24 protein-coding genes and 4 tRNA genes are annotated in these 21,980 nt (G+C 70.8%); 5 read left to right on the plus strand and 23 right to left on the minus strand.

The window, feature by feature from the left end; translation table 11 throughout:
* Positions 1–61: 61 nt before the first annotated feature.
* The 16 genes from rplL to trpE all read right to left on the minus strand — a co-directional run bounded on the left by rplL (position 62) and on the right by trpE (position 10,157).
* Positions 62–439, minus strand: a complete 378-nt coding sequence (gene rplL, locus C1M51_RS07155) for a 50S ribosomal protein L7/L12 (protein WP_129448845.1) — start codon at positions 437–439, stop codon at positions 62–64.
* Positions 440–476: 37 nt separating this feature from the next.
* Positions 477–1,001: a 50S ribosomal protein L10 gene (gene rplJ, locus C1M51_RS07160; protein ID WP_129448846.1), complete on the minus strand. Its 525-nt coding sequence runs from the start codon at positions 999–1,001 to the stop codon at positions 477–479.
* Positions 1,002–1,305: 304 nt separating this feature from the next.
* A complete protein-coding gene (gene rplA / locus C1M51_RS07165) occupies positions 1,306–2,013 on the minus strand; it encodes a 50S ribosomal protein L1 (RefSeq protein ID WP_129448847.1) in 708 nt (235 codons plus the stop codon).
* Between the two features lies 1 nt (position 2,014).
* Entirely contained in the window at positions 2,015–2,446 is a 432-nt protein-coding gene (gene rplK / locus C1M51_RS07170; RefSeq protein WP_011831029.1) for a 50S ribosomal protein L11, read from the minus strand.
* A 164-nt stretch (positions 2,447–2,610) separates the two neighbouring features.
* Positions 2,611–3,189: a transcription termination/antitermination protein NusG gene (gene nusG / locus C1M51_RS07175; protein WP_129448848.1), complete on the minus strand. Its 579-nt coding sequence runs from the start codon at positions 3,187–3,189 to the stop codon at positions 2,611–2,613.
* Between the two features lie 17 nt (positions 3,190–3,206).
* Positions 3,207–3,590, minus strand: a complete 384-nt coding sequence (gene secE / locus C1M51_RS07180; protein WP_056316281.1) for a preprotein translocase subunit SecE — start codon at positions 3,588–3,590, stop codon at positions 3,207–3,209.
* Between the two features lie 132 nt (positions 3,591–3,722).
* Positions 3,723–3,798: transfer RNA gene (locus tag C1M51_RS07185), tRNA-Trp, on the minus strand.
* 18 nt (positions 3,799–3,816) lie between these two features.
* Positions 3,817–5,007, minus strand: coding sequence for an elongation factor Tu (tuf, locus tag C1M51_RS07190; protein WP_011831019.1), 1,191 nt, complete (start codon positions 5,005–5,007; stop codon positions 3,817–3,819).
* Positions 5,008–5,059: 52 nt separating this feature from the next.
* Positions 5,060–5,134 (minus strand) — tRNA-Thr (locus tag C1M51_RS07195).
* A 101-nt stretch (positions 5,135–5,235) separates the two neighbouring features.
* A tRNA-Gly gene (locus tag C1M51_RS07200) sits at positions 5,236–5,309 on the minus strand.
* A 96-nt stretch (positions 5,310–5,405) separates the two neighbouring features.
* Positions 5,406–5,491 (minus strand) — tRNA-Tyr (locus C1M51_RS07205).
* Between the two features lie 59 nt (positions 5,492–5,550).
* Entirely contained in the window at positions 5,551–6,273 is a 723-nt protein-coding gene (locus C1M51_RS07210; protein ID WP_129448849.1) for a uracil-DNA glycosylase, read from the minus strand.
* A gap of 5 nt (positions 6,274–6,278) precedes the next feature.
* Positions 6,279–7,082, minus strand: a complete 804-nt coding sequence (trpC, locus tag C1M51_RS07215) for an indole-3-glycerol phosphate synthase TrpC (protein WP_129448850.1) — start codon at positions 7,080–7,082, stop codon at positions 6,279–6,281.
* Entirely contained in the window at positions 7,079–8,113 is a 1,035-nt protein-coding gene (gene trpD, locus C1M51_RS07220; protein ID WP_129448851.1) for an anthranilate phosphoribosyltransferase, read from the minus strand. The genes trpC and trpD overlap by 4 nt, the downstream gene beginning before the upstream one ends.
* On the minus strand, positions 8,110–8,679 hold the full coding sequence (locus tag C1M51_RS07225) for an aminodeoxychorismate/anthranilate synthase component II (RefSeq protein ID WP_129448852.1): 570 nt from the start codon (positions 8,677–8,679) through the stop codon (positions 8,110–8,112). The genes trpD and C1M51_RS07225 overlap by 4 nt, the downstream gene beginning before the upstream one ends.
* Positions 8,680–8,681: 2 nt before the next feature.
* Positions 8,682–10,157: an anthranilate synthase component I gene (trpE, locus tag C1M51_RS07230; RefSeq protein WP_129448853.1), complete on the minus strand. Its 1,476-nt coding sequence runs from the start codon at positions 10,155–10,157 to the stop codon at positions 8,682–8,684.
* Positions 10,158–10,585: 428 nt separating this feature from the next.
* On the opposite strand from trpE, the gene C1M51_RS07235 reads away from it, so the two are divergent.
* On the plus strand, positions 10,586–10,900 hold the full coding sequence (locus C1M51_RS07235; RefSeq protein ID WP_011831038.1) for a hypothetical protein: 315 nt from the start codon (positions 10,586–10,588) through the stop codon (positions 10,898–10,900).
* Between the two features lie 28 nt (positions 10,901–10,928).
* Here the strand turns inward: C1M51_RS07235 and rpe are convergent, their stop codons facing one another.
* The gene (rpe, locus tag C1M51_RS07240; protein WP_129448854.1) at positions 10,929–11,618 is read right to left on the minus strand and encodes a ribulose-phosphate 3-epimerase; all 690 of its coding nucleotides are present in this window, start codon (positions 11,616–11,618) and stop codon (positions 10,929–10,931) included.
* Positions 11,619–11,759: 141 nt separating this feature from the next.
* On the opposite strand from rpe, the gene C1M51_RS07245 reads away from it, so the two are divergent.
* The 3 genes from C1M51_RS07245 to C1M51_RS07255 all read left to right on the plus strand — a co-directional run bounded on the left by C1M51_RS07245 (position 11,760) and on the right by C1M51_RS07255 (position 15,851).
* Positions 11,760–13,367 (plus strand): tetratricopeptide repeat protein, encoded by a 1,608-nt coding sequence (locus C1M51_RS07245; RefSeq protein WP_129448855.1) that lies wholly within the window; start codon positions 11,760–11,762, stop codon positions 13,365–13,367.
* Positions 13,368–13,377: 10 nt separating this feature from the next.
* Entirely contained in the window at positions 13,378–13,752 is a 375-nt protein-coding gene (gene apaG, locus C1M51_RS07250) for a Co2+/Mg2+ efflux protein ApaG (RefSeq protein ID WP_011831041.1), read from the plus strand.
* A 101-nt stretch (positions 13,753–13,853) separates the two neighbouring features.
* A complete protein-coding gene (locus tag C1M51_RS07255) occupies positions 13,854–15,851 on the plus strand; it encodes a site-specific recombinase (protein ID WP_165349741.1) in 1,998 nt (665 codons plus the stop codon).
* Positions 15,852–15,864: 13 nt separating this feature from the next.
* Here C1M51_RS07255 and C1M51_RS19055 read toward each other — a convergent pair whose 3' ends face one another.
* Positions 15,865–16,008, minus strand: a complete 144-nt coding sequence (locus C1M51_RS19055) for a hypothetical protein (RefSeq protein ID WP_207207810.1) — start codon at positions 16,006–16,008, stop codon at positions 15,865–15,867.
* Between C1M51_RS19055 and C1M51_RS07260 the strand changes: the two genes are divergently transcribed.
* Positions 16,007–17,200, plus strand: a complete 1,194-nt coding sequence (locus C1M51_RS07260; RefSeq protein ID WP_129448857.1) for a murein transglycosylase A — start codon at positions 16,007–16,009, stop codon at positions 17,198–17,200. The two genes, C1M51_RS19055 and C1M51_RS07260, sit on opposite strands and share 2 nt — an antisense overlap.
* Here the strand turns inward: C1M51_RS07260 and C1M51_RS07265 are convergent.
* Genes C1M51_RS07265 through C1M51_RS07285 form a run of 5 tightly spaced genes read right to left on the minus strand, consistent with a single transcriptional unit; the run spans position 17,190 to position 21,978 of the window.
* Positions 17,190–18,071, minus strand: coding sequence for a Pnap_2097 family protein (locus tag C1M51_RS07265; RefSeq protein WP_242499995.1), 882 nt, complete (start codon positions 18,069–18,071; stop codon positions 17,190–17,192). The genes C1M51_RS07260 and C1M51_RS07265 overlap by 11 nt on opposite strands.
* Positions 18,068–19,354, minus strand: a complete 1,287-nt coding sequence (locus C1M51_RS07270; RefSeq protein ID WP_129448858.1) for an MSMEG_0569 family flavin-dependent oxidoreductase — start codon at positions 19,352–19,354, stop codon at positions 18,068–18,070. The genes C1M51_RS07265 and C1M51_RS07270 overlap by 4 nt, the downstream gene beginning before the upstream one ends.
* Before the next feature lie 23 nt (positions 19,355–19,377).
* Positions 19,378–19,662: an MSMEG_0570 family nitrogen starvation response protein gene (locus tag C1M51_RS07275; protein WP_129448859.1), complete on the minus strand. Its 285-nt coding sequence runs from the start codon at positions 19,660–19,662 to the stop codon at positions 19,378–19,380.
* A 26-nt stretch (positions 19,663–19,688) separates the two neighbouring features.
* A complete protein-coding gene (locus tag C1M51_RS07280; RefSeq protein ID WP_129448860.1) occupies positions 19,689–20,957 on the minus strand; it encodes an MSMEG_0565 family glycosyltransferase in 1,269 nt (422 codons plus the stop codon).
* Positions 20,950–21,978 (minus strand): sll0787 family AIR synthase-like protein, encoded by a 1,029-nt coding sequence (locus C1M51_RS07285; protein WP_129448861.1) that lies wholly within the window; start codon positions 21,976–21,978, stop codon positions 20,950–20,952. Before C1M51_RS07285 ends, C1M51_RS07280 begins: the two co-directional genes overlap by 8 nt.
* Between the last annotated feature and the right edge of the window lie 2 nt (positions 21,979–21,980).

Consider the following 21,980-nt stretch of genomic DNA (forward strand, 5'->3'; position numbering starts at 1 on the left):
GCTCCAGGAAGCGCAAAAGGCTGGGGCCGATCCGGCACCCAGCCCCATGCGCCGCGCCGGATTACTTCAGTTCGGCCTTCGCGCCGGCTTCCACCAGCTTCTTCACAGCCGCTTCGGCGTCGGCCTTGGCCACCGCTTCCTTCACGTTCTTCGGGGCGCCGTCGACCAGGTCCTTGGCTTCCTTCAGGCCCAGGCCCGTCAGTTCGCGCACGGCCTTGATGACCGACACCTTGTTCGCGCCGGCTTCGAGCAGCACGACGTTGAACTCGGTCTTCTCTTCCACGGCAGCGGCAGCGGCACCGCCACCGCCGGCGGCCGGGGCAGCCATCGCGGCGGCGGACACGCCGAACTTCTCTTCGATGGCCTTGACCAGCTCGTTGAGCTCCATCACCGACATGCTGTCGAGGGCGGTCAGGAATGCGTCTTTATCGAATGCCATTTTGGGTTCCTAGATATGCGTTGAAATTGAATGAAGATCAGGCGGCGGCAACCTCGGCGGGCGCGGCTTCCGCCGACCCACCTCGCTGCTCGGCCAACGCGGCCAGCACACGCGCGATGCGCGAGACCGGCGACTGCATCAGTCCCAGCAGCTGCGACAGCAGCACTTCCTTGCTCGGGATCGATGCCAGCGCCTTCACGCCTTCGGCGTCCAGTGCCTTGCCGGCATAGGCGCCGGCCTTGATCACCAGCTTGTCGTTGCCCTTGGCGAAGTCCGCGATGACCTTGGCTGCTGCCACGGCGTCTTCGGAGAAGCCGTAGATCAGCGGGCCCGCCATGCTCCCGGCGGCCACTTCGAACGAGGTGCCAGCGACGGCACGGCGAGCGAGCGTGTTCTTCAGCACGTGAAGATAGACGCCCTTCTCGCGCGCCTGCTTGCGCAGCGCGTTCAAGTGTTCCACCGTGAGTCCGCGGTACTCGGCCAGCGCCAGCGTCTGTGCCTTGGCCACCTGGGCCGACACCTGCGCCACGACGGCTTCTTTCTCGTTGCGATTCAGACTCAAGGTCCACTCCTTTGCTTATGCGCCCCGGGCCTTGCGGTCCGCGGCACCCACTTCAGCGACCTTCTGTCCAGGAACCCCGCCGATCACGAATCGCTTCGTCCTCGACGGCCATGCCCGTTCAGCGGGATCGCCATCTGCGCTGGCTTCGTCGCCGACCCTTCGGCCGACGGCTCATTTAGGCGGCTCGCGCCGCACCAACGGTCTTTGACAGCCCGCGCCGGATTGCCCCGAGAGGCGCACCAGCACGACCCACCAATTCAGCCGGGTCTCGCGCCAGACACTCGCGAGACCCTTGTCCGATGTATCAGCCCTGCGCAGCGGCGTTGATCGACGCCACGTCCACGCGCACGCCGACACCCATGGTCGACGACACCGCGACCTTGCGCAGGTAGATGCCCTTGCTGCTCGCCGGCTTGGCCTTGTTGAGGGCCTCGATCAGCGCCTGCAGGTTGCCCTTGAGCTTGTCGCCATCGAACGAGCGGCGGCCCAGCGTCGTGTGGATGATCCCGGCCTTGTCGACGCGGAACTGCACCTGGCCGGCCTTGGCGTTCTTCACCGCAGTGGCCACGTCGGGCGTCACGGTACCGACCTTCGGGTTCGGCATCAGGCCGCGCGGGCCCAGGATCTGGCCCAGCGTACCGACGATCCGCATCGTGTCCGGCGACGCGATCACAACATCGAAGTTCAGGTTGCCGGCCTTGACCTGTTCGGCCAGGTCTTCCATGCCGACCACGTCGGCGCCGGCGGCCTTGGCTTCCTCGGCCTTGGCACCCTGGGCGAACACCGCCACGCGCTTGGTCTTGCCGGTCCCGTTGGGCAGCACGACGGCGCCGCGGACCACCTGGTCCGACTTCTTCGCATCGATGCCGAGTTGCACCGACACGTCGATCGATTCGTCGAACTTCGCGGTCGCGCAGTCACGCACGATCTTGAAGGCGTCGTCGATCGCGTACAGCTTCAGGCTGTCGACCTTGCCCTCGAGGGCCTTCTGGCGTTTGGTGAGCTTGGCCATGTCAGACACCCTCCGTGGTGACGCCCATCGAGCGGGCAGTGCCCGCGATGGTGCGGACCGCAGCGTCCAGGTCGGCCGCCGTCAGGTCCTTGGTCTTGGTCTTGGCGATCTCCTCGAGCTGGGCCCGGGTGATCTTGCCGACCTTGTCGGTGTGCGGCTTGGACGAGCCCTTGTCGAGCTTGATCGCCTTCTTGATCAGCACCGTGGCAGGCGGCGACTTCAGCACGAAGGTGAAGCTCTTGTCCGCGAACGCGGTGATCACCACCGGCAGCACGAGGCCGGGTTCCATCGACTGGGTCTGGGCGTTGAACGCCTTGCAGAACTCCATGATGTTGAGGCCGCGCTGACCCAGCGCGGGACCGATCGGGGGCGACGGATTCGCCTTGCCGGCCGGGATTTGCAGCTTGATGAAGCCGACAATCTTCTTGGCCATGTGTTTCTCCTAGAACCTCCCTCGCGGCCTGCGCTGGAGGTTGAGTGCAAACGCCAGGGACTGGTTACCCGGGCTCCTCACACCGATGTCACGTCACCGGCAGCAACGGATGGCGTCTGGCGCCTGCCTTGCGGCGCGCCGCCCCGCCATCGGGGCTGGATGCATCAGACCTTCTCGACCTCGTGGAAATCCAGTTCCACCGGCGTCGAGCGGCCGAATATCGTCACCGAGACGCGCACCTTCGATTTGTCGTAGTTGACTTCCTCGATGGCGCCGTTGAAGTCGGTGAACGGACCTTCCTTGACGCGCACCAGCTCGCCCACTTCCCACTCGACCTTGGGACGCGGCTTCTCGATGCCTTCCTGCATCTGGTGCACGATCTTCATCACCTCGGCCTCGGAGATCGGGGCCGGGCGGTTCTTCGCGCCGCCGACGAAGCCGGTGACCTTGGAGGTGTGCTTCACCAGATGCCAGGACTCGTCGTCCATCAGCATCTCGACCAGCACGTAACCGGGGAAGAAGCGGCGCTCGGTCACGGCCTTCTTGCCGTTCTTCATCTCGACCACTTCCTCGGTCGGAACGAGGATGCGGCCGAACTTCGCCTGCATGCCGGCGCGGTCGATGCGCTCGCGCAGATTGCGCTCGACGGCCTTCTCCATGCCGGAGTAGGCGTGCACCACGTACCAGCGCAGCGGACTGGCGGGCGCGGTGTCGGTGGTGGCTGGGGTCTGGACTTCGCTCATGTTCAACCTCGCGCCTTTCAGCGCCTCCAACCCAGGATCAAGTCGTACAACGCCCACTCCAGGGTCTTGTCGGTCAGCCACAGGAACAGCGCCATCACGAACACGAAGGCGAACACGTAGCCCGTCATCTGGATCGCTTCCTTGCGGCTCGGCCACACGACCTTGCGCAATTCGCGCACCGAGTCGCGGCCGAAGCCCGCCAGCGCCTTGCCCGGCTCGGCCGTGAAGAACACCGCCACGCCAGCGGCCATCAGCACCAGCAGCGCGACCACGCGCAGCCACAGGTCCTGCTTGCCGAGCAGGTAGAACGCGGCGACCGCGCCGACGACGAGCAAGCCCGCAGCGGCGAGCTTGGCCTTGTCAGCGCCGGTGGAAACGGTTTCGACGGTTGGGTTGTTCATCTTGCTTCGGTTCGATCACGATGCCGGCCCTTCAGCAGCAAGGCCCGCGGGGTCCGTGGACTCCCTGCGGGCCGCTGCGCGCCGGCATGTGCGTTCGATTCGATCAGTGCCTGTCGGACTCCGGGTGGTGCGTGGCAGGGGCAGAGGGAATCGAACCCCCAACCTTCGGTTTTGGAGACCGACGCTCTGCCAATTGAGCTATACCCCTACGCAACCCTTGAAATGATTACTCGATGATCTTGGCGACGACGCCTGCGCCGACGGTGCGGCCGCCCTCACGGATGGCGAAGCGCAGGCCTTCTTCCATCGCGATCGGGTTGATCAGCTTCACAGTGATGCTCACGTTGTCGCCCGGCATCACCATCTCCTTGTCCTTGGGCAGCTCCACCGCGCCCGTCACGTCCGTCGTGCGGAAGTAGAACTGGGGACGGTAGTTGTTGAAGAACGGCGTGTGTCGGCCGCCCTCTTCCTTGCTCAGGACGTAGATCTCCGCAGTGAAGTGGGTGTGCGGCTTGACCGAGCCGGGCTTGCACAGCACCTGGCCGCGCTGCACGTCTTCACGCTTGGTGCCGCGCAGCAGGATGCCGACGTTGTCGCCCGCCTGGCCCTGGTCGAGCAGCTTGCGGAACATCTCGACGCCGGTGCAGGTGGTCTTCTGCGTGGCGCTGATGCCGACGATCTCGATTTCTTCGCCGACCTTGATGATGCCGCGTTCGACACGGCCGGTGACGACGGTGCCGCGCCCGGAGATGGAGAACACGTCTTCCACCGGCATCAGGAAGGCGCCGTCCACCGCACGCTCGGGCGTGGGGATGTAGCTGTCGAGGGCTTCGGCCAGCTTCATGATGGCCTGTTCGCCGAGTTCGCCCTTGTCGCCTTCGAGGGCGAGCTTGGCCGAGCCGTGGACGATGGGGGTGGCGTCACCGGGGAATTCGTACTTGTCGAGCAGTTCGCGCACTTCCATTTCCACCAGCTCGAGGAGCTCGGCGTCGTCGACCATGTCGCACTTGTTCAGGAAGACGATGATGTAGGGCACGCCGACCTGGCGGGCCAGCAGAATGTGCTCGCGGGTCTGGGGCATCGGGCCGTCGGCGGCCGAGCACACGAGGATCGCGCCGTCCATCTGCGCCGCACCCGTGATCATGTTCTTCACGTAGTCGGCGTGCCCGGGGCAGTCGACGTGCGCGTAGTGCCGGTTGGCGGTCTCGTACTCCACGTGCGCGGTGTTGATCGTGATGCCGCGCGCCTTCTCTTCCGGCGCCGCGTCGATCTGGTCGTACGCCTTGGCTTCACCACCGAACTTCGACGACAGAATCGTCGTGATCGCCGCCGTCAGCGTCGTCTTCCCGTGGTCCACGTGCCCAATCGTCCCAACGTTCACGTGCGGCTTGGTCCGCTCGAATTTGCTCTTGGCCATCTCGATCTCCTGAAGGTCGCGGGTGACAGTTGCTTGAGAGTGCGTGCGAAGGTGGTGCCCATGGCGCGGATCGAACGCGCGACCTCTCCCTTACCAAGGGAGTGCTCTACCACTGAGCCACATGGGCATCGATACTGGTCTGCGCCCGGCTCGAGAGAACCAAGGCACACATCACTACCGACCACCGAACCTTCCCGCCGCCCGAAGGCCCGCAAACCCGTGGAACTGTGGAGCGGGAGACGGGAATCGAACCCGCGTCATTAGCTTGGAAGGCTAGGGTTCTACCATTGAACTACTCCCGCCCTGGGAGTCGCTGCCCGGACCGGCACAGCCAGCGCATCACACGGTTTTGCGGCCCCGAAGGACCACGGCACTCTCAAACGAAAAACGATTCGCCCTGGTGGAGGAGGCTGGATTCGAACCAGCGTAGGCGTAAGCCAACAGATTTACAGTCTGCCCCCTTTAGCCACTCGGGCACCCCTCCGGGACGAGCCCGCGACTATATCACGGCAGCCCGTGCCGACAAGCATGCCCCCGGGGCGCTCAGACCCTCGGCCCCGGCGCCGCGAGCGCCCAGTCGAGCGGCCGCCCGGCATCGGCCAGGAAGCGGGCGGCGGCCGAGAAGTGCCCGCAGCCGATGAAGGGCACCGGCGGCCGGCGCGCCGACAGTGGCGACGGGTGGTTGGCCTGCCAGATCCGGTGCGGACCGCCGCCCGCGGCGACCACCGCCGCCTTGGCCTGGGCATGCGTGCCCCACAGCAGGAAGGCGACCGGCTGCGGCTGCCGCGCGACCGCCTCGATCAATGAGTCAGTGAGTACTTCCCACCCGAATTTCGCATGGCTGCCGGGCTGGCCGTCCTCGACGGTCAGGCTGGTGTTGAGCAGCAGCACGCCGCGCCGGGCCCAGGCGACCAGGCTGCCCGAGGCCGGCGGCGGCTGGCCGAGGTCGCGCTGCAGTTCCGCGAAGATGTTGCGCAGGCTGGGCGGCGGGCGCACCCCGGCCGGCACCGAGAACGCCAGCCCCTCGGCCTGGCCGGGGCCGTGGTACGGATCCTGGCCGAGGATGACGGCGCGCACCGCGGCCAGCGGCGTCAGCGCGAGCGCGCGCAGCGGCTCCGGCGGGTAGACGGTGGCACCCGCGGCGCGACGCGCGGCGAGCCGCGCCGCCAGCCGCTGCCCGGCGGCCGAGCCGCGGAAGGCCTCGACCACCGGCCGCCAGCTGGCGTCGAGCCCCGCGTCGTCCAGCGCGCGATCGGCGTCGGCCACGTGCCTCAGCCGAACAACGCGGCCAGCGCCACGCCGGGGTCGGGCGCGCGCATGAAGGCCTCGCCGACCAGGAAGGCGTGCACCTGAGCCTCGCGCATGCGCTGCACGTCGGCCGGCGCGAGGATGCCGCTCTCGGTCACCAGCAGGCGGTCCGGCGGCACGCGCGGCAGCAGGCCCAGCGTGGTGTCGAGCGTGACCTCGAAGGTCCGCAGGTTGCGGTTGTTGATGCCGACCAGCGGCGTCTTCAGCCGCAGCGCGCGGTCGAGCTCGGCGCCGTCGTGCACCTCGACCAGCACCGCCAGGCCCAGCGCCTGCGCCACCGCTTCGAGGTCGGCCATCTGGGCGTCGGCCAGGCAGGCGGCGATCAGCAGGATGCAGTCAGCGCCCATCTCGCGCGCCTCGAACACCTGGTAGTCGTCGACCATGAAGTCCTTGCGCAGCACCGGCAGCGGGCAGGCGGCGCGGGCGGCCTTCAGATAGTCGACCGAGCCCTGGAAGAAGCGCTCGTCGGTCAGCACCGACAGGCAGGCCGCGCCGTGGCGCGCGTAGCTCTCGGCGATCGCGGCCGGCACGAAGTGCTCGCGCAGCACGCCCTTGCTCGGACTGGCCTTCTTGACCTCGGCGATCACCGCCGGCCGGCCGGCCGCGACGCGCCCGCGCAGCGCGCCGGTGAAGTCGCGCAGGTCGGCGCGCCGTTCGGCCGACTCGGCATCAGCGCGCAGCGAGGCAAGCGAGCGCCGCTTGCGCGCGGCCACGATCTCGTCCCGCTTGACCGCGACAATCTTCTGCAGGATGTCCTCGCCGCTCACGCCGCCCCCTTGAGCCGGCGCGTCGTCGCGACGAAGCGCTCGAGCGTCTTCGCCGCCGCGCCCGAGGCCACCGCCTCGCGCGCCAGGCGCACGCCCTCGCCGATCGATGGCGCCACGCCGGCCGCGTACAGCGCCGCGCCGGCATTGAGCAGCACGATGTCGCGCACCGGCCCCTCCTCGTTGCCGAGCGCGCGGTGGATGCAGCCGACCGACTCGTCCTTGCTCGCCACCTTCAGCACCCGGGTGTCGTAGACCGGCAGGCCGAAGTCGCTCGGATGCACCGTGTACTCGCGCACCTCGCCGTCCTTCAGCTCGCCGATCAGCGTCTCGCCGGACAGCGAGATCTCGTCCATGCCGTTCATGCCGTAGACCACCAGCACGTGGCGCGAGCCCAGGCGCTGCAGCACGCGGACCTGGATGCCGACCAGATCGGGGTGGAACACGCCCATCAGCTGGTTCGGCGCGCCCGCCGGGTTGGTCAGCGGCCCGAGGATGTTGAAGATCGTGCGCACGCCGAGTTCCTTGCGCACCGGGCCGGCGTGCTTCATCGCCGGGTGGTGGTTGGGCGCGAACATGAAGCCGATGCCCGACTCGGCCAGGCACTCGGCCACCTGCGCCGGCGCGAGGTCGATGCTCGCGCCCAGCGCCTCCAGCACGTCGGCGCTGCCCGAGGTCGACGACACGCTGCGCCCGCCGTGCTTGGCCACGCGCGCGCCGGCGGCGGCCGCGACGAACATCGCCGTGGTCGAGATGTTGAAGGTGTGCGCCGCGTCGCCGCCGGTACCGCACAGGTCGACCAGGTGCTCGGTGTCGGCCACCGGCACCGGTGTCGCGAACTCGCGCATCACCGTGGCCGCCGCGGCGATCTCGCCGATGCTCTCCTTCTTGACGCGCAGCCCCACCGCCAGCGCGGCGATCATCACCGGCGACATCTCGCCGCTCATGATGCGGCGCATCAGGTGCAGCATCTCGTCGTGGAAGATCTCGCGGTGCTCGATCGTGCGTTGCAGGGCGGCGGTGTCGGAAATCATCGCGATCCCTCCAGGAAGTTCTTCAGCATCGCGTGGCCGTGCTCGGTCAGGATGGACTCGGGGTGGAACTGCACGCCCTCGATCGGCAGCGTGCGGTGGCGCACGCCCATGATTTCGCCGTCGGGCGTGGTCGCGCTGACCGCCAGCTCGGCGGGCAGCGTCGCGCGCTCGATCGCCAGCGAGTGGTAGCGGATCACGTTGAAGCGCTCGGGCAGATTCGCGAACACGCCGTGCCGATCGGTCGTGATCTCGCTCGCCTTGCCGTGCATCTGCACCTGGGCCCGCACGATGCGCCCGCCCAGCGCCGCGCCGATGCTCTGGTGCCCCAGGCACACGCCCAGGATCGGCAGCTTGCCGGCGAAGTGGCGGATCGATGCCACGCAGATGCCGGCCTCGGCCGGCGAACAGGGCCCGGGCGAGAGCACCAGCCGGTCGGGCCGCAGCGCCTCGATCTCGGCGAGCGTGATCTCGTCGTTGCGGAACACCTTGACCTCCTCGCCGAGCTCGGCGAAGTACTGCACCAGGTTGAAGGTGAAGCTGTCGTAGTTGTCGATCATCAGCAACATGATCAGAAACCCTCTTCCACGAGTTCTGCCGCCCGCAGCACCGCACGCGCCTTGTGCTCGGTTTCCTTCCACTCCAGCTCGGGCACCGAGTCGGCCACGATGCCGGCAGCCGCCTGCACGTAGAGCACGTTGTCCTTGACGATGCCGGTGCGGATCGCGATCGCGACGTCCATGTCGCCGGCGAAGCTCAGGTAGCCGCAGGCGCCGCCGTAGATGCCGCGCTGCACCGGCTCGAGCTCGTCGATGATCTCCATCGCGCGGATCTTCGGCGCGCCGCTCAGCGTGCCGGCCGGGAAGGTGGCGCGCAGCACGTCCATGTTGGTCGTGCCCGGCTTCAGCAGGCCCTCGACGTTGCTGACGATGTGCATCACGTGCGAGTAGCGCTCGACCGCGAAGGCCTCGGTCACCTTGACCGAGCCGGTCTGTGCGATGCGGCCGATGTCGTTGCGCGCCAGGTCGATCAGCATCAGGTGCTCGGCGCGCTCCTTCGGGTCGGCCAGCAGCTCGGCCTCGACCTCGAGGTCGCGCTCGGGCGTCGCGCCGCGCGGCCGGGTGCCGGCCAGCGGGCGGATCGTGACCTTCTGCCCCTCGGGCACCTGCTCGTGGCGCACCAGGATCTCCGGCGAGGCGCCGACGATCTGGAACTCGCCCATGTCGTAGAAGTACATGTACGGCGACGGGTTCATCGAGCGCAGCGCGCGGTACAGCGACAGCGGGCTCTCGGTGTAGCGCTTGCTGAGCCGCTGGCCGAACACCACCTGCATGCAGTCGCCGGCGGCGATGTACTCCTTGCAGCGCAGCACCGCGGCCTCGTAGTCGGCGCGCGCGAACTCGCGCTCCACCGCGTGCGAGGGGCCGCGCTTCACGGCCGGCGCGGTCACGCTGTAGCGCAGCCGGTCGTTCAGCTCGGCCAGGCGCTTCTTGCCGCGGAAGTAGGCCTCGGGCTGCGACGGGTCGGCGTAGACGATCAGGTAGAGCCGCCCCGACAGGTTGTCGATGACCGCCAGCTCCTCGGTCTGCAGCAGCTGGATGTCGGGCGTGCCGATGCCGCCCTCGCGCCGTGCGCCGGCCAGCTTGGGCTCCATGAAACGCACCGCCTCGTAGCCGAAGTAGCCGGCGAGACCGCCGCAGAAGCGCGGCAGGCCGGGCCGCAGCGCCACCTTGAAGCGGCCTTGGTAGGCCTCGATGAAGTCCAGCGGGTTGCCGTGGTGCGTCTCGGCCACCTGGCCGTCGGTCACCACCTCGCAGTGCTCGCCGGTGGCGCGCAGCAACGTGCGCGCCGGCAGGCCGATGAAGGAGTAGCGCCCGAAGCGCTCGCCGCCGACCACCGACTCGAGCAGGAAGCTCAGCGGCCGGCCGCCGGCCAGCTTCAGGTACAGCGACAGCGGGGTTTCCAGGTCGGCGAGCGCCTCGCCGATCAGCGGAATGCGGTTGTAGCCCTGTTCGGCCAGGCTCTTGAATTCGAGTTCGGTGATCACGTCGGGGCCCTCCGTGGCCCAGGCCCACCCGGGAGCGGGCGGCCGCGCAAACAAGACATCGGGTGGCTGCGAAGACCGGCGTGAAGCCGGCCAGACGCAGCGTCGCGGGTCAGCCGGCCCGGCGACGCCAGGGCCAGGCTCCCCGGTCGTGAGACCCCGTGATGTGCTTGCGCGACATGAACATGGAGGCAGTCTAGCAGGCGCGCGATCGAGTCCGCGCGCCGGCCGGCGCACCGCCGCGGTGCTCCTGTCGAGGACAGCCGGGACGCTGCGCCCGGGAGTGCTACACGGCGGCGCAACATTGTCTTGCTGCAATGCAACATGGAGCAATCGCACTCGGCTTCCACAGGGTCTTCTCCAGCATGAGCCGGCGCCGCCAACCCGGCACAGTGACGCCAGAAGTCGAACCGTTCCAAGGCCGTGTCGTCATGAGCGCAGAAACCGCCCCGTTGCTTCCTCCGATCGAAAAGCCCTACCTGGTGCTCCTCGAACCCGCTTCGGGGCGCGCCGCGGCCTACGACGCCCAGAACCGCCTGCTGACCGACCGCGCCAGCGAGCGCCTGGTGGCCTTCGCGCTGGAGCGCCATGTCCACAGCGAGTACTGGGACGACCTGAAGGACCTGGGCATGCCGCGCCAGCGGCCGAGCTGGGCCCCGGGCGACAACCTCAGCGGCTGCACGCTCTACTGGCTGCGCAACGGCTGGTCCAAGTTCCGCGACCTGCTCGACACGCCGGACGCCTGAGGCCCGGCGAGTCGGCCTCCCCGCAGAATCAGGCGGTGAGCCGCGTTCGCATCGCGTCGATCACCGCCTTGTAGTCCGGCTGGCCGAAGATCGCGCTGCCGGCGACGAAGGTGTCGGCGCCGGCATCGGCGGCCGCGCGGATGTTGTCGGTCTTGATGCCGCCGTCCACCTCGAGGCGGATGTCGCGGCCGCTGGCATCGATCAGTTGCCTCACACGCGCCAGCTTCTTCAGCGTCGACGGGATGAAGCTCTGCCCGCCGAAGCCGGGGTTCACGCTCATCAGCAGCACCAGGTCGACCTTGTCGATCACCCACTCCAGCACGTCGAGCGAGGCGGCCGGATTGAACACCAGGCCGGCCTGGCAGCCGGCGTCCTTGATCAACTGCAGCGTGCGGTCCACGTGGGTGCTGGCGTCGGGATGGAAGCTCACCACGTCGGCGCCGGCCTTCGCGAACGCCTGCGCCAATGCATCGACCGGTTGCACCATCAGGTGCACGTCGATCGGCACGCGCACGCCGGCGGCGGTGACCGCGTGCTTGCGCAGGGCCTCGCAGACCATCGGCCCGAAGGTGAGGTTGGGCACGTAATGGTTGTCCATCACGTCGAAGTGGATCCAGTCTGCGCCGGCGGCGATGACGTCCTTCACTTCCTCGCCCAGGCGGGCGAAGTCGGCCGACAGCAGGCTCGGGGCGATACGGCAGTGGCGTTGCGGGGACATGGCGGCGATCGGTCACGGAGGGTCGGCGTGCGCCGATTCTAGGGAGCGCGGTCGCCGGCCGCGTGGATCGGCATCAGCCCGCATAGCCATGCGCCGCGCCGCTGGCTACGCTGCGCGACGCACCTCGCCCTCGCTCTCTCCATGCAACGACCCGCCCCCCGCCCCGCACGCGGCCCGCTCCCGGCCGAGGTGAACGCCGTGCTCGCGCACTGCCAGGCTGGCCGCTGGCCGGAGGCGGAGAGCGCAGCGGCGCGGCTGTTGAAGAGCCACCCGCAGGACGCGGCCCTGCACAACCTGCACGGCACCGCCTGCTCGGAACAGTACAAGCTCGACGCCGCGGCGGCCAGCTTTCGCCGGGCCGCGGCGCTGGCACCGCAGTCGGCCGAACTGCTGTTCAACCTGGCCGCCACCTGCGGCCGCCTGGGCCGGCTCGACGAGGCCGTGGCCGCCTACCGGCGGTCCGTCGCGCTGAAGCCCGACTTCGCGGTGGCGCACTACAACCTCGGCACCGCGCTCAAGGACCTGCAGCAGCTCGACGAGGCCGCCGCCAGCCTGCGGCGCGCGGTGGCGCTGCAGCCGGGCTACGCTGCCGCGCACGCGAACCTCGGCGCCGTGCGCCAGGCCCAGGGCCATCTCGACGACGCCATCGCGTGCTACCGCGCCGCGCTCGCGATCACCCCCACCGCCCGGGCGCACCTGAGCCTCGCATCGGCGCTGCGCGCGCACGGCCTGCTCGACGCCGCGGCCGCCAGCCTGCGTGACGCGCTCGCACTCGACCCGGCCTACGCCGACGCCCACAACAATCTCGGCGAGACGCTGTGGGACCAGGGCCGCGTCGACGACGCGCTGGCCAGCTACCGCGCCGCGCTCCGCCTCGATCCCGCGCACCCCGAGGCCCACCACAACCTCGGCGTCCTGCTCCAGGCCGCAGGGCAATGGGGCGATGCCATCGCCTGCTTCGAGCGTTCGCAGCTGCGCGACTGGCAGGAGCGCCGCCTCTATTGCCTGTACAAGACCGAACGCTACGCCGAGTTCCGCGCTGCGCTCGCGCCGCTGCTGGCCGCCGGCCCGCACCGCTCGCCCTTCCTCGCCACGCTGTCGGCGCACCACGCCGCGAACTTCGCCGAGCCCGACCCCTACGGCTTCTGCCGCACACCGCTCGACTTCGTGCAGCACGGCCGCATCGAGGCGCTGGCCGCGCCGGGCAGCACCCTCGTCACCGAGCTGCTGCGCGACATCGAGCACGCGGAGATCGCCGAACGCAAGCAGGGCCGCCTGCACCACGGCATCCAGTCGGCCGGCAACCTGTTCAAGCGCCCCGAGGACTCGTTCCGCCGCCTCGCGGCGCTGATCGGGCAAGCGGTCGTCGCCTACCGCGCGCAGTGGGCCGGCGCCGAATGCGAGTATGCGCGCGCCTTCCCCGCCGACCCGGTGTTCAGCAGCTCGTGGTACGTGAAGATGCGGCAGGGTGGCCACCTCACCTCGCACATCCACGAGACCGGCTGGCTGAGCGGCGTGGTGTACCTGGCACTGCCGCCGCGCGTCGAGGGCAGCGACGACGGCTGCATCGAGTTCAGCACCGACGGCGACGGCTATCCGCGCCGGCACGAGTGCTTCCCGCGCCGGGTGCTGGCGCCGCAGGTCGGCGACCTGGTGCTGTTCCCGTCGTCGCTGTTCCACCGCACTCTGCCCTTCCGCGCCGACGCCGACCGCGTGTGCATCGCCTTCGATATCGCGCCCGGTCCCTAGAATCCAGGGCATGGCACGTCCCGAGTTCACAATCAGCGTCGTCGCGCGCTACCTGCCCGAGCAATCGGCCCCCGAGCAACAGGCGTACGCGTTCTCGTACTCGGTGACCATCGTCAACAGCGGCGACGTGCCCGCCCAGCTGATCGGCCGCCACTGGCTGATCACCGACGCCAGTGGCGCTCGGCAGGAGGTGCGCGGCCTGGGCGTCATCGGCCAGCAGCCGCTCCTGCAGCCCGGTGAGCAGTTCGAATACCAGAGCTGGGCCCGCATCGCCGCGCCGCGCGGCCAGATGCAGGGCAGCTACTTCTGCATGAGCGCCGACGCACAGGCGTTCGAGGCCGCGATCCCGCCGTTCGAGCTGTCGCAGCACTCGGCGCTGCATTGAGCCGGCCGCGCTTGGACACGCCCCGCTTGCGGCGCAAGCCCACCGGCCGACGCGGCTGGGACCTCACCGCGCTGCTCAACGCGGCCGACCCGCGCGCCGGCATGCCCGAGCGCCACCTGTGGCTGGTGCGCCTAGTCGAATGGCTGCGCCACCCGGGGCGCCTCCGGGAGGAACTGGGCGGTGACGCCGCCGAACCCGCCGCCGAGGCCACGCCGCTGCCGTTGCGGCGCCTGCGGCATCTGCTCAACGTGCTCGACCGCAACCCCGGGCCGCGCGCCGACGTGGTCGGGATGCTGCGCGCCTTCCGCAGCGAGATCGACCTGGCCACCCTGCTGGCCGACTTCGGGTTCGCACAGCGGGTCGCCGTGTTCAGCGAGTTCGGCGATCGGATGCGCTCGCGCTTCCTGCCCGCCACGCCGGCCACCACGGACCTCGCGCAGCTGTTCGGTCTGCTGTTCAGCGATCCGCGCGACACCGAATGGCTGGCCGCGATCGACGACGCCACGCTGGCGCGGCTGACCACGCTGTTCGCCGAGGCCCGGCCGGTGGCCGAGCCGCCGCTCGGCTGGCGGGCGCCGTTCTTCGACGCGCTGCTGATCCTGGCCTCGCAGGTCGGTGCTGCCGGTGCCACCGGCGCGGTGCGCCAGCGCATGAGTCCCGAGCTGCTGGTCGACAAGCCCTTTCGCCAGCTGCTGCGGGCCGCCGAGCGTCTGTGCGAGGCGGCCGAGAGCGGCGACGAGGCCGCGCTGCTGCGCGAGGCACAGTACCTGCGCGCACTCCTCGACGCGTGCCGGCGGGCTGCCGACAGCGTGAGCCAGCACCTCGAGGAACACGGCGTGTCGGTCGACCTGGTGTTCCAGGTCGACCAGCTGCGCGCCCGCACCGTGCGCGTCGACGCGCTGCTGGCCTGCGCGCTGGCGCCGGCCGGCTCGCGCGAGCGCGAGATGGTGCACCTGGTGGCCGGGCTGGCGCGCGTCGCATCCGAGCGGCGCAGCATCCGCGCGCTGTTCGCGCGGCAGTACTCGATGCTGGCGCGCAAGGTCGCCGAGCGCAGCGCCGAGACCGGCGAGCACTACATCACCCGCACCCGTGGCGAGTGGTGGGCGATGCTGCGCAAGGCGCTCGGCGGCGGGGCGGTGCTGGCCGGCACCACCTTCATGAAGTTCCTGGTGCTCGCGCTCGGGCTGTCGGCCTTCTGGGCCGGCTTCGGCGCCGGGCTCAACTACGCGGCGAGCTTCGTCCTCATCTACCTGCTGCACTGGACGGTCGCCACCAAGCAGCCGGCGATGACCGCGCCGGCCATGGCCGCCAAGCTCGACGACGTGGGCAACGACGCAGCCGTGGAGGACTTCGTCGACGAGGTCGCGCACCTGATCCGTTCTCAGGCCGCCGGCATCGTCGGCAACCTGGCCATGGTGGCGCCGGTGGTGCTGGGCGTGCAGTGGCTCGCCACCCAGGCCTTCGGTGCGCCGCTGGTCGGCGTGCAGGACGCCGGGCACGTGCTGCACAGCCTCACCGCGCTGGGCCCGACGCCGTTCTACGCGGCCTTCACCGGCGTGCTGTTGTTCGCCTCCAGCCTGTTCGGCGGCTGGGCCGAGAACTGGTTCGTGCTGCACCAGCTCGACAGCGCGATCCGCTGGAACCCGCGCATCCTCGCGCGGCTGGGTGCGCCGCGCGCCGAGCGCTGGTCGCGCTGGTGGCGCGCCAACATCTCGGGCCTGGTGGCCAACGTCTCGCTCGGCCTGATGCTCGGCATCGTGCCGGTGCTGGCGGCCTTCTTCGCGCTGCCGCTGGACGTGCGCCACGTGACGCTGTCGACCGGGCAGATCGCCGCCGCGCTCGGGGCCCTGGGCATGCAGGCGCTGCGCGAGCCGGCGTTCTGGTGGTGCGTGGCCGCGATCCCGCTCACGGGCGCGCTGAACCTCGGCGTGAGCTTCTTCCTCGCCTTCAAGGTGGCGATGCGCTCGCGTGGCATCCGCGTCGCCGATCGCTCGCGCATCTACGCGGCGCTGCGGCGCCGCCTGCGCACCCGCTTCATCAGCTTCCTGCTGCCGCCGCGCGCCGCAGCCCCGGCCGGCGAGGCCCGCGGGCCGACGTGAGCACGCGAACGCCTCAGGCCGGCGGCGGCAGCGTGGACGGATCGTCCGGCGGCGGCGCGCGGCGCTCGCCGCCTCGGCGGCCCGAGAACATCGTCCACCAGACGATGAAGACCAGGCAGGCCAGTGCGGCCAGTGCCTCCAGCAGAAGGAGTCCCATGCTCGTGAAGAAGATCCTGGCGCCGCGGTGGCTGTTGGCCGGGATGGTAGGCGCACTGGCCGCCTGCAGCACGGCTCCGCCGGCCGGCCCCACGCCGCCGTCGCCCACCTCGCCCGCTGCGCCGCCCACGGCCGCGTCAGCCCCGGCGGCCGCGGCCCTGCCGCCGCCGCTGCTGCGCGAGAACGCGCGCTGGCAGCCGGTGCCCTGGAGCGACCTGCCCGGCTGGGAGGCCGACGCCACGGGTCGCGCCTGGCCGGCCCTGCTGGCCGGCTGCGCGAAGCCGGCCCCCGGCTGGACCGCCGCCTGCGCCAGCGCCAAGGCGCTCGATGCGCCCGACGACGCCCGCGTGCGCGCCTGGCTGCAGCGCACGCTGACGCCCTACCGCGTCACCGCGCTCGACGGTCGCGGCGAGGGCCTCGCCACCGGCTACTTCGAGCCGCTGGTCGCCGCCTCGCGCCAGCGCAGCAAGAGCCACGGCGTGCCGCTCTACGCGGCGCCGCCGAACCTGGCGCTGCGCAAGCCCTGGTACACGCGCGCCGAGATCGAGACGCTGCCGGCAGCGCGCGCCGCTCTGAAGGGGCGCGAGATCGCCTGGGTCGCCGACCCGCTGGACGCACTGCTGCTGCAGGTGCAGGGCTCGGGCCGTCTCGCGATCACCGAACCCGACGGACGCCGGCAGACCGTGCGCCTCGCCTACGGCGGCCACAACGACCAGCCCTACCAGTCGGTCGGCCGCTGGCTGGTCGAGCGCGGCGCGTTCACGCTGGAGCAGGCCTCGTGGCCGGCCATCAAGGCCTGGGCGCGCGCCAACCCCGGCCGCGTGTCGGAGATGCTGGCCGCGAACCCGCGCTACGTGTTCTTCCGCGAGGAGCCGCTGCCCGATCCGTCGATCGGTGCGGTCGGCGCGCAGGGCGTGCCGCTGACGCCGGGCCGCTCGATCGCGGTCGATCCGCGCGCCATCCCGTACGGCACGCCCGTGTGGCTCGACACCACCGAGCCGCAACCCTGGAGCACCACGCCCCCCCCACCGCGGCCACTGCAGCGCCTGGTGATGGCGCAGGACACCGGCAGCGCCATCACCGGCGCCGTGCGCGCCGACTACTACTGGGGCTGGGCCGAAGGCGCCGAGGACCGCGCGGGTCGCATGAAGCAGCCGCTGCGGATGTGGGTGCTGTGGCCCGTCACGCGCTGAGGCCGGCGCCGGCGACCGGCGCACGCCGCTTGCGCGTCAGCACGTCGGCCAGGCGGGCGCCGTCGCCGGCGCGGCGCAGCTCGCACCAGTGCGACAGCCCGTCGGGCGACTCCTGCACGCCGCGCAGCAGCACCGTCAGCGATTCGCCGACGTTCACATTGCCGTAGAACGCCAGTTCGCGCTCCGCCAGCCGCGGCAGCGCCGTCGTGCCGAACCACGCGCCCTCGGCGCGGTCGACGATGGCCTGGAAGCTCGCGAAGTACAGCAGGTCGGCGCCATTGAAGTCGTTGTGCGGGCAGGGCTGGAACCGGAACTCGCGCAGCGGCGCGCCGCGCTCCGACTCCGGCCCGAAGTCCGGCTGCCATTGCCCGCTGCGCAAGGCCCGTCCCCGCTCGGCCAGTTGCAGGGCGCAGGCGGCCAGCGCGGCCTGCTCGACATCGGCCTCGGGCGCGGCGGCGGTCGCCGGCACCGCGGCACGCACCACGCTGCGGTTGTCGCCGGTGCGCTCGCGCCGCACGAAGGTCGACAGCATCTCGACCTGTGCATGGGTGCCGTCGCGCCCCTGCAGCTCGTGCAGGCCGAAATGCTGCGAGCGCCCCACCGGCAGGCAACGCGAGACGACGCGCAGGCGGTCGTTCTCCGCCACCCGGTCCAGCCGCGCGTGGCGAACGCGCACGGCGGTGAAGGCCGCATAGGCCTTGCGGCCCCCGGCGTCGCGGAAATCGGGCCGCGCCCGGCCCTGCCGGCGGGCCAGCGCGAGCCAGTGCTGGTGGCCGCATTCCTTCAGCAGCCAGTTCTCCGACAGGCCGGTCGGGCACAGCTGCGGCATGCCGGCGACGAAGCGCCCGGACTGCAGCGCGTCTGTCGTCACGACAGCCAGGGCTCGGCCAGCTCGCGCGCGGCCGGCGTGCCGGCGACCGGCGCGCGCGCCTCGATCTGCTCGGCCAGGTAGAGCGCGTCGCGCGCCACCCCCGAGAAGCGGCCCGAACCCCAGGTGTGCAGCCACGGCAGCCCGATGAAGTAGAGCCCCGGCAGCGCGGTCACGCCGCGCACGTGGCCGGGCTGCCCGCGGCCGTTGAACACCGGCGCGTCGAGCCAGCTGAAGTCGGGGGAGAAGCCGATGCACCAGATCACCGCGCCGATGCCGGACTCGCGCAGCGACAGCCGCGTGCGCTCGGCCGCCGGCTCCCACACCGGCCGGTAGACCGACGGTGGCGGCGCGTCGAGTCCGGCCTTCTCGATGTGCTTGTCGATCGCGGCGTTGATGCCGTTGTAGATGCGGTCGGCGTGGTCGAGGTTGGCGCGCAGGTCGGGATTGAAGTGCAGCGTGTCGCCCTCCAGGCCGGTCAGCAGGCCGTAGAGCTCCATGCCCTCGTTCGCGAAGCGGCGCAGGTCGATGTCGCGCCCGCCGTCGCGGCCGGTGACGTAGTGGTTGGTGTTGTCGCGCACGCCCTCGCGCAGCGGGTGCTCGTGCACCGGCATGTCGTAGTAGCCCATGTCGGCCAGCCAGTCGACCACGTCCTTGCCGCGGTAGAAGCGCGCGCAGCGCGGCGCGTCGCCCGTGGCCATCACCACCTGGCGGCCGGCCAGGTGCAGGTCCTCGGCGATCTGCGCGCCGGACTGGCCGTTGCCCACCACCAGCACCTTGCCGGGCGGCAGCGCCTGCGCATTGCGGTACTGCTCCGAGTGGATCTGCAGCAGCTCGCGCGGCAGCCGCTCGGCCAGCCGCGGGATGATGGGCTGGTGGTAGCCGCCCGAGGCCACCACCAGCTGGTCGGCGCTGTAGCGACCCTGCGAGGTGGCGATCTCGAAACCACCGCCGGCGCGCGTCGCGGCGCGCTGCACCGTCAGACCGCTGCGCACCGGCGCGGCCACATGCTTCACGAACCCGTCGAGGTACTCGATGATCTCGTCCTTCTTCATGAAGCCGTGCGGGTCGCTGCCGGCGTACTCCCAGCCCGGCAGCTTGCACTGCCAGTTGGGCGTGACGAGGCAGAAGCTGTCCCAGCGCTGCGTGCGCCAGGCGTGCAGCGGCGAGCGCTTCTCGAGCACGATGTGGTCGATGCCACGCTGCTGCAGGTAGTAGCTCAGCGACAGGCCGGCCTGGCCGCCGCCGACGATGGCGACGCTGTGGTGTTCTGCGTTGGGGTTCATGGCGTGGGTCCTTCTGGCTCGGGTCAGGCTTCGTCGAAGCGCAGCACTTCCACCTCGGCCTGCGCGTCGAAGCGCTCGGCGGTGGCCTCGATCTGCGCCAGCTGGTCCATCGCCATCGAGCAGGCGTAGCCGAACTTGGCACGCACTCGCTCGGAGGCGATGTGCAGCGCTTCGCGGCTGCGGGCCAGGAACTCCGGCAGCGGATAGCGGCTGCCGGGGACGAGGTAGTCCTTGATCACCAGCGACGGCGAGTAGCAGCGCGTCTCGCTGCGATCGGGCCAGCGCAGGTGGAAATGCATCGCGGGCATGGGGCGAATCTCCAGGAAACGTGAGGTCAGGAAGCGACAGGGGCGGCGTCCATCGCGGCCGGTTCGGTGGGCAGCGCCGCGGCGAGCGGCAGGCCATGCCCGACCAGCGCCCGCATCGCGCGGTACAGCGCGACGTGGCGTGCGGCGCTGGCCGTCCAGCTGTAGCGCCGGCAGACCTCGGGCACGGCCCGGGCCAGCGCTTCCGCGCGCTCCGGTTCGCAGGCCCGCGCCATCGCGTCGGCGATCGACAGCGGATTCAGCGGGTCGGCCCAGCAGGCCTCGCCGTGCCGTTCGTCGGCCGGCAGGTACTCGGTGAACGGCGCCTGGCGCGACACCACCACCGGCGTGCCGCAGGCCAGCGCCTCCAGCACCACCAGGCCGAAGCCCTCGCGCAGCGAGGCCATCACCAGCACGTCGGCGGCACGGAACAGCGCCGGCATCTCGTCGTCGGCGACGGTGCCGGTGATCACCACGTCGGCCCCCGGCCCGACGCGCAGGCCGCTGGCGGCCAGCGCGTCGGTGAACTCGCGCGCATAGCGGTCGTGGTCGAGCAGGCTGGCACCGCCGGCGATCACCAGCTGCGCCTGCGGCTGCCGCGTCCGCAGGACCGCAAAGGCCTGCAGCACGCGCACCGTGTTCTTGCGCTCCTCGATGCCCCCCACCGCCAGGTAGACCGGCGCGTCGTGGGCGGCGCCGGCGCGCAGGCCGAAGCGGCGCCGCACGCGCGCATCGGCCGCGCCGGGCTGGCGGCCGTAGCGCCGCAGGTCGACGCCGTTGTGCACCAGCGCCGCGGCCACGCCATGCTCACGCTGCAGCGTGTCGCACCAGGTCTGGCTGACGCACAGCACCTGGCGCGCGCGCAGGAAGGCGCGTTCCTGCCACGCCATCACGCGCGCGTCGTCGAAGCGGTCGAGGTGGTGCACGGTGCGCACGAAGCCGTCGATCAGGCCGCGCTCCTGCAGCGTCGCGAGCGCGTTGCCGCCGATGCCATCCTGGGCGTGCAGCACGTCCCAGCCACGCCCGCGCTCCAGCCGCGGCGCGAGATGGTCGATGCAGGCGTCGCGGCGCGACGCGACCATGCTCGCCAGATCGGTCGGCGCCGGCGCCACCGGCACCAGTTCGACCACGCAACGCGGCGTGCGGAACAGCGCCTGCCCGGGCAGCGCCGGCGCCATCACCGTCACCTCGTGGCCGGCCTCGTGCAATGCATCGGCCAGTTCCAGCGTGTGGATGACGCCACCGCGCGGATGGACCGAATGGGTCAGCAGGCCGATGCGCAGGCGACGGCTAGACATGGGCCGGCTCCCGCGGCGCGACGGCTCGCGCGCCGATGAAGGGTTGCGCCGCCAGGTCCCACAGCAGCGCGCTCGTCTCGCCGTCGCGCAGATGCAGCTGCGGGGTCGCCGTGACCTCGCCGACCGCGGCACAGGCGATGCCCTGCGACTCGAAATGCCGCGCCACCGCGGCCACCTGCGCCGGCCGCACGCTGAACACGTAGCCGTAGCTCGGAAAGGACTGCAGCCAGCGCAGCAGCGGCACGCCGGGCGGGCGCGGGATCGCCTGCACATCGATCACGCCGCCGACCTGCGAGCACTCCAGCAGCATCAGTGCCGTGCCCACGGCGCCGGCCATGCTGATGTCCTTGGCCGCATCGCACAGGCCGCTCTCGGCCAGCGCCGGCAGCAGCTCGAGGTCGGCGCGCAGGCGCTCGGCCGGCGCGCTCGTCGACGCGTCCCAGTAGGGGTTGGGCTCCTGGTAGGCGCCGCGCAGGTCGATCGCCATCACCAGTGTGTCGCCGGGGCGGGCATTGAAGCTCGTCAGCAGCGTCTTCGCCCGGCCGAGGATCGCCACCGCGAGCTGGCCGCCGACCGCCTGGTTGTTGCTGTGGCCGCCGACGATCGGCACGCCATAGCGCTGCGAGGCGGCCGCCAGGCCCTCGAGCACCTGCCGGCCGGGCTCCATGCCGCGGCTCCACAGCGCGTCGACCACGGCGACCGGCCGCCCGCCCATCGCGCAGATGTCGCTCACGTTGACCATCACGCCGCAGTAGCCGGCGAACCAGGGCATGCGCTGCACGAAGTCGTCGACGAAGCCCTCGATCGCGAACAGCAGGTAGCCGCCCTCGCCGTCGGGGATCGCCGCGCAGTCGTCGCCGACGCCCACCGCCTGGCCCAGCGCGGCGGTGCCGCCGGGCAGCGCGGCCGACAGCGCCGACACCACGTCGCTGATGTCGCGCTTGTGTGCGAAGCCGCGCCCGCGCAGCAACGCCGAGGCGAGCCCGTCGAGCCCCCCCTGGCCCAGCATTGCATCCTCCATGC

Source organism: Methylibium sp. Pch-M (assembly GCF_004136295.1).
Classification (GTDB): domain Bacteria; phylum Pseudomonadota; class Gammaproteobacteria; order Burkholderiales; family Burkholderiaceae_C; genus Methylibium; species Methylibium petroleiphilum.